This window comes from Streptomyces sp. Tue6028, from assembly GCF_002300165.1.
GTDB classification, from domain to species: domain Bacteria; phylum Actinomycetota; class Actinomycetes; order Streptomycetales; family Streptomycetaceae; genus Streptomyces; species Streptomyces siamensis.
The window spans coordinates 5887-12696 of sequence record NZ_MLCE01000004.1 but is presented as its reverse complement, the minus strand read 5'-3'; the positions used below and the strand labels follow the sequence as shown (position 1 = coordinate 12696).

Sequence of the window (6810 nt, the reverse complement as noted above, 5' to 3'; positions counted from 1 at the left end):
CCGGTGTGGTTGTTCGACGGTGAGCTGACCGAGCTGGGTGGTGCGCTGGCTGAGGCGGGCCCGTTCTCCTTCCTGAAGCTCACGCCCGGTCATCTGGAGGTCATCGGCGCTCAGCTGTCGGATGAGGAGATCCGTGTGTTGACGTCGCGGATCGTGGTCGCGGGTGAGGCGCTGCCGGGTGCTCTTGTGGAGCGTTGGCGGGGCTTGCTGGGCGATGGTCGGGTGTGGAACGAGTACGGTCCGACCGAGGCGACGGTGGGCACGTGCGTGTTCCCCGTCGAGACGTCGCATGAGGGTGTCGTCCCGATCGGCCGCCCCCTGCCCAACGTCCAGATGCGTGTCCTGGATGCCGAGCTGCGTCCGGTTCCTGTGGGCGTGGTGGGCGAGTTGTACGTCGGTGGGACTGGTGTGGCCCGGGGGTATGTGGGTGATCCGGCGCGGACGGCGCAGCGGTTCGTCCCGGACCTGTTCGGTGAGCCGGGTGCGAGGATGTATCGGTCGGGTGATCTGGCGCGGTGGCGGTCGGACGGTGCGGTGGAGTTCCTGGGCCGGATCGACGACCAGGTGAAGGTGCGCGGCTATCGGATCGAACTGGGTGAGATCCGGGCCGCGTTGACCGCTCATACGGACGTCGCGGACGCGGCCGTGGTCGTGACCGACGACCAGCGTCTGATCGCCTACGTCGTCGGCCGCGTCGACGAACTCGCCGGCGCCCTCGGATCCGTGTTGCCGGAGTACATGATCCCCTCCGTGTTCGTCGAGATCGACGCGATCCCGTTGACGGCGAACGGCAAGCTGGACCGGCGGGCCCTGCCGGACCCGGAGGCGGTCGCCACCGACACCTACGTCGCCCCGCGCAGCGAGATCGAGGAGGGCATCTCGGCCATCTGGGGCCAGGTCCTGGGCCTGGACAAGGTCGGGGTCGAGGACAACTTCTTCGACCTCGGTGGCCATTCGATCCTCGCCGTACGGCTCATCTCGCGGCTCCAGGCCGAGTACGACCTGGACCTGCCGGTGCGGGTCGCGTTCGAGCGCCCCACCGTGGCACAGCTCGCCGTGGAGATCGAGGACCGGGTGCGCGCCGAGATCGACGCGCTCCTGACCGGATCCCGCTGACCGCCGCGGGCCAAGCCACGCGTGCCGAAGACCCGACCCGAGGAGTGCCGCCGGTCACCCCGTGGGGCCCGGCGGCCTCATCATCAGCCCACCAGAAGGGACCCCACGCCATGGGATCCGCGCGACATCTCATCTCCCTCACCGACCTGACCGACGACGAACTGCGCGGCATCGTGGCCCGTGGCGTCGCGTTCGCCTCCGGCGCACGGGCGAGGACCATGGACGGCGCCGTCGTCGGCGTCTACTTCCGCCGTACGTCGACCCGGACCCGTACCGCCTTCACGACGGGCGCGCTCCGACTCGGCGCGCAGACCGTGACGTTCGGGCCCGGCGACCTGCAGACCAACACCGGCGAGACCAGCGAGGACACCGGGCGGGTGTTCGCCGGGATGCTGGACCTGCTGGTGGCCCGCACGGCCGACGCCACCGCCGAACTGCGCACCTGGGCGGCCGCCGGCACCATGTCGGTGGTCAACGCGATGAGCGCGGAGGAGCATCCGACCCAGGGGCTCACCGATCTGACCACCCTGCAACAGCACTTCGGACGGATCGAGGGGCTGCGGCTGCTCTACGTCGGCGAGGGCAACAACAGCGCCGCGGCGCTGGCACTGGCCCTCTCCCGCTTCCCCGGAACCGAGCTGGAACTGCGTACACCGCCCGGCTACGGCGTCGCGCCCGAGATCCTCGCCGAGGCCACGGAGCAGGCGGTGCGCAGCGGGGCCAGGGTGGTCGAGCGGCACGACATGGCCGCGCTGCCCGCCGATCTCGACGCCGTCTACACCACGCGCTGGCAGACCACCGGCACCACCAAGCCGACCGAGGACTGGCGTGAGGTCTTCGCGCCGTTCCAGGTCACCGGGGCCCTGTGGGAGACCAGCCCGAAGGCGGTCTTCCTGCACGACCTGCCGGCCCACCGCGGCGAGGAGGTCACCGCCGAGGTGCTGGACGGGCCGGCGAGCATCGCCTTCACGCAGGCCACGCACAAGCTGCACAGCGCCATGGCGGTCCTGGAGTGGTGCTGGGCGGGCCGTCGATGAGCAAGGAAGTCGTGGCGCGGGACGGCGGCGGCGTGGACAAGCTGCCGCCGCTGCGCAGCAACGGGCGCTTCCGGTTGCTGTGGGGCGGTTCCGCGCTGTCGGTCATGGCGGAGCGCTCCTCCACCATGGCCTTCACCCTGCTGGTGCTCTGGCACACCGGGTCGAAGAGCGCGGCCGGCCTGGTCGGCTTCGCGGCGCTGCTGCCGATGCTGGTGATGCAGCTGCCCGCCGGTGTGCTGGTGGACCGCTGGGACCGGCGGCGGGTGATGCTCGTGTGCGTGGCGGGACGGGCGCTGGCCATCGGGTCGGTCGCGGTCTCGCTCGCAGGTGACGAGGTGCGCGTCTGGCACATCGCCGCCGTCGCCTTCGTCCAGGGCAGCCTCACCGTCTTCTATCAGCTGTCCGAACGGGCCGCCGTACGCGGTGTCGTGCCGCCCCAGCAGGTGTCCACCGCGATGGCGCAGAACGAGGCGCGTTCACGGGCCGTGAACTTCGTCGGGCATCCGGCGAGCGGTGTGATGTTCGGGCTCTCGGCCTGGGTGCCGTTCCTGTCCAGCACCGGCCTGTACCTGATGTCGCTGCTGACGCTCACCCGGCTGCGCATCCCCGCGCAGCGTTCCGGGCGGGGCAAGAGCGCCCGCGGACTGCGGGAGGAGATCTCCAGCGGGCTGCGCTGGGTGTGGCAACGCGCCTATTTCCGTTCGGCGTTGCTCGTGATCGCGGGCAGCAACCTCGTCTTCCAGGGGCTCATCCTCACCGTGGCCGTGCTGGTCAGGGAGCAGGGCAGGCCGGCGAGCACGGTCGGTCTGATCATGGCGGCCGGGAGCATCGGGGGGCTGCTCGGGGCGTTCAGCGGCGGCTGGCTGAGCAGGCGGCTGCCGATGCGGCGCGTGATGATCTACGCGCATGTCGCCTGGGCCGTGATCATGCCCGGAACAGTATTTCTGCTGCATCCTGTGATACTTGGGATTCTCTTCTTCATAACGTCGCATATAGGAGCCGCTGTTACGGTCTCCGGCATGTCCCATCAGGTGCGCATCACACCCGACGCCATGCAGGGGAGGGTCGGCAGCGTCGTCATGCTCCTTGTCTCCGGGGCGAGTTCGATCGGCGCGCTAGGCACCGGCTATCTCCTCGAAGGCTTCGGGACGCGCGGGACTCTGGCCATCGCATCCGGAGTGATGGCCCTGCTCGCCGTGGTGGCGACCGTCGTGTTCACCCGCCCAGGGGCGGAGCTCGAAGACCGGAGCGCCCAGGAAGAGGCGTCCGGGCATCAGCGGGAGCTGACGGCCGGTCCCCCCACCACCATGACGCTACGGAGAATCGATGGATGACGCAGTGCGGCTGGAGTCGCTCACCAAGACGTACGGCTCGGGCAGCGGCGCGGTCAGCGCGTTGCGCGAGGTCGGCCTGTCCTTCCCGCGCGGGAGCTTCACGGCGGTCATGGGCCCCTCCGGCTCGGGCAAGTCCACGCTGCTGCAGTGTGCCGCCGGACTCGACCGGCCCACCTCCGGCCGGGTGTTCATCGACGGCACGGACATCGGCGGCCTGAACGAGACCCGGCTGACCGAGTTCCGGCGGGAGTCCACCGGTTTCGTGTTCCAGGCGTTCAACCTGCTGCCCTCGCTCACGGCCGCGCAGAACGTCGGGCTGCCGCTGCGGCTCGCCGGCCGCAAACCGGGCAAGCAGACCGTGCTGCGGGCACTCGCCCAGGTGGGCCTGGAGGACCAGGCGGGAAAGCGGCCCGGTCAGCTCTCCGGCGGCCAGCAGCAACGGGTGGCGGTGGCCCGGGCCCTGGTCACCCGCCCCGCCGTGCTGTTCGCCGACGAACCCACCGGAGCGCTGGACATCACGACCGGGCGCGAACTGCTCGAAGTGCTGCGCAAGTTGGTGGGCAGTCCGGTCACGGGCGGCAAGGGTGCCGACGACCCCGAGCTCGACGAGCCGACCACCATCGTGATGGTCACCCACGACCCGAACGTGGCCGCGTACGCGGACCGAGTGGTGTTCCTCGCCGACGGCACACTGGTCGGCGAACTGACCTCCCCGACGGCCGAGGCGGTCGCCGCCCGCATGACCGATCTGGCGGTGTCGTAGTGCTCGGCATCGCCTTCCAGACCCTGCGGGCGCGCTGGGTGTCCTTCCTCGGCACCGTCGTCGCACTGGTCCTCGGCGTCGCCCAGGTCGCCGCGATGGGCGTCCTGCTGATGACGATGCTCGACCTGCCCGACCGGCCGGCCGAGCGGTTCGCCCGCGCCGACGCCGTCGTCCTGCCCACCGACCCCGACTGGGACCCCGCCCACCACGACCTCGGCGTGCGCTCGTTGCCCGAGGCCGAAGGCGTCTCCCGGGACCTCCTCGACCGCGTCGCGGCCACCGGGGAGACCGTCGTGGACCGTGCGTTCTACGCGCAGCTCCGCGGCGGCCCGAAGAACCAGGTGGGCCACCCCTGGGCGGTCGCGCGCTTCGGCGGCTACGAACTGACCAGCGGCCGGCAGCCGTCCGGCGACGGACAGATCGTCGTGCCGTCCGACCAGGCACGCACCGGCGACAAGGTGACGGTCATGACCGCCGCCGGGGTCTCCGCGTACACGGTGTCCGGCACCGTCGCACCGGTCGACTGGGAGAACGCCGTCTTCTTCGGCGACGCCGAAGCCGCCCGCATCTCCCCGCGCATCCAGGCTCTGGTGGCCCTCGGCCCGATCGACCAGGTCCGCGCCGCCGTCGGCAAGGACGCCGAGGTCCTCACCGGCAAGGACCGTCACGAGGCGGACGCCAGCAAGGCGGAGGACCGCGAGACCCTCGACAACACCATCACCCTGGTCCCGGTGATGGCCTCCGTCGCGGGCACCACCTCCGTCTTCGTCGTGGCCTCGACCTTCGCCTTCGCAGTCATCCAGCGGCGCCGCGAGGTCGCCCTGCTGCGCACCGTCGGCGCCACCCCCAAGCAGGTCCGCCGCATGGTGCGCGGCGAGGCCCTGCTCGTGGGCACGCTGGCCTCCGCGCTCGGCACCGCCCTCGGCCTGTACGGGGCGCAACTGCTCACCGACATGCTCATCGACCTCGACATCTCACCGCCCTGGTTCCGAGTACGGCCCTCGCTGCACTGGACGGTGACCGCCCCGCTGGCCGGCGCGTTCCTCGTCGGTGTCCTGGTGGCCCTGTGCGGAGCGGCCGCCGCCGCGCACCGCGCCGGACGGGTACGGCCCGTCGAGGCACTGCGGGAGGCCGCGGTCGACGACTCGGGGATGACCCCGGGACGGCTGCTGCTCGGGGCGATCGGCGTCGGCGCCGGGGTGGGACTCGCCGCGTGGATCGCGGTCGGGAAACCGGCCACGATCCTGTCGCCCAACACCTATGTGACCGAGCTCCTCGTTCCCGTCCTCGCCGCGGCCGTCATCGCGCCCCTGGCGATCGGTCCGCTGGCACGGCTGCTCATGTGGCCGTTCCGCAATGCCGCCGGGCCCACCGCGATGCTCGTGCGCGAGAGCGTGCTCACCTCACGCCGCCGCACCGCGGCCACCGCCGCACCCATCCTGCTCACCGTGGGTCTCGCGCTGTCACTGCTGGCCGCCACCGACTCGCTCGGCGCGGCCCGTGACCACGGACTGCGCAACCAGGTCGCCTCCCAGTACGCCCTCGCCCCCGACGGCACACCGGGCATCAGCCCCGAGGTCGTCGACCGGGTGAAACGGATCGACGGCGTACAGATCGCGGCGCCCCTGCTCACCACGGTGTACACCCGCGACGAGGACCGCTACGACGAGAACGACGGCATGGTCGTCGACACCTCCGCACTCAAGAGCACCATGGATCTCACCATCACCCAGGGGTCCCTGGACAGGCTCGACGACAACAGCTTCGCGGCCCCCGACCTGTGGGGCTGGGACGCCGGGACGACGCAGAAGATCCTGCTCGGCGACGGTGAGGAAGCCACGCTGAAGGTCGCCGCCGTCTACAAGGCGATGCGCGGCGAGGACGTCGCCTACCTCCCCGAACGCTTCGCCCCGTCCGCCGCCTACGCGCGCGACGGACTGGCGCGCCGCGCCTACATCACCCTGGAACCCGGCACCGACCGGGCCGCCGCCACGGCAGCGATCGACAGAGCGGTGCGGGGCAGCGGAGCACGGTTCCTCACCCGTGACGAGCTCGTCGCCTCGGAGAGCGCCTACGCCCGCCACCTCATCGAGGTGCGGCAACGCTCCACCGCCGTGATCGTCGTGCTGTTCTGTTTCATCGCGATCCTCAACACCCTGCTCATGGCGACCGCGGACCGGCGCCGCGACCTGGCCGTGCTCCGCCTGGCCGGCGCCACACCCAAGCAGGTCCTGCGGTTCTTCGTCGCCGAATCGCTGCTCGTGGCCGCCATCGGAGTCGTCCTCGCCCTGCTCGCCTCTGCGGTGAACATCGCGGCCCTGTGGGCGGCGCTGCTCCAGCTGTTCGGCACGACCCCGATCGTGGCGCCCTGGCTCGTGGTCGTCGGCATCGCCGCCGTCTCCGCGCTGCTCGCGGTCGTCGGCACGGTGCTGCCCGTCACGGCGGCACTCCGCTCCCGGATCGTCCAGCTCGTGGGCGCCCGCGAGTAGACGACGACACGGCTCGTGGATGCCCGCGCGCCGCTGTCCGTACGACGTGGGCGGGCCCGCGAGCCGGTGCC

Annotated in this window: 5 protein-coding genes; all 5 read left to right on the top strand. The window is 71.3% G+C overall.

Features of this window, described 5'->3' with window-relative positions:
* The coding region (locus BKI49_RS03115; protein ID WP_179332318.1) for a non-ribosomal peptide synthetase at nt 1–1116 on the top strand (1116 nt) is incomplete at its 5' end.
* A gap of 110 nt (nt 1117–1226) precedes the next feature.
* Nucleotides 1227–2153 (top strand): ornithine carbamoyltransferase, encoded by a 927-nt coding sequence (locus BKI49_RS03110; RefSeq protein ID WP_095932630.1) that lies wholly within the window; start codon nt 1227–1229, stop codon nt 2151–2153.
* On the top strand, nt 2150–3487 hold the full coding sequence (locus BKI49_RS03105; protein ID WP_143658368.1) for an MFS transporter: 1338 nt from the start codon (nt 2150–2152) through the stop codon (nt 3485–3487). Before BKI49_RS03110 ends, BKI49_RS03105 begins: the two co-directional genes overlap by 4 nt.
* Nucleotides 3480–4250, top strand: a complete 771-nt coding sequence (locus tag BKI49_RS03100) for an ABC transporter ATP-binding protein (RefSeq protein ID WP_095932628.1) — start codon at nt 3480–3482, stop codon at nt 4248–4250. Before BKI49_RS03105 ends, BKI49_RS03100 begins: the two co-directional genes overlap by 8 nt.
* Nucleotides 4250–6739, top strand: coding sequence for an FtsX-like permease family protein (locus BKI49_RS03095; protein WP_179332317.1), 2490 nt, complete (start codon nt 4250–4252; stop codon nt 6737–6739). Before BKI49_RS03100 ends, BKI49_RS03095 begins: the two co-directional genes overlap by 1 nt.
* Nucleotides 6740–6810 lie beyond the last annotated feature (71 nt).

Coding starts and splice junctions, on each gene's coding strand:
- BKI49_RS03110 (WP_095932630.1), top strand. CDS start 1,227: ATGGGATCCGCGCGACATCTCATCTCCCTCACCGACCTGACCGACGAC.
- BKI49_RS03105 (WP_143658368.1), top strand. CDS start 2,150: ATGAGCAAGGAAGTCGTGGCGCGGGACGGCGGCGGCGTGGACAAGCTG.
- BKI49_RS03100 (WP_095932628.1), top strand. CDS start 3,480: ATGGATGACGCAGTGCGGCTGGAGTCGCTCACCAAGACGTACGGCTCG.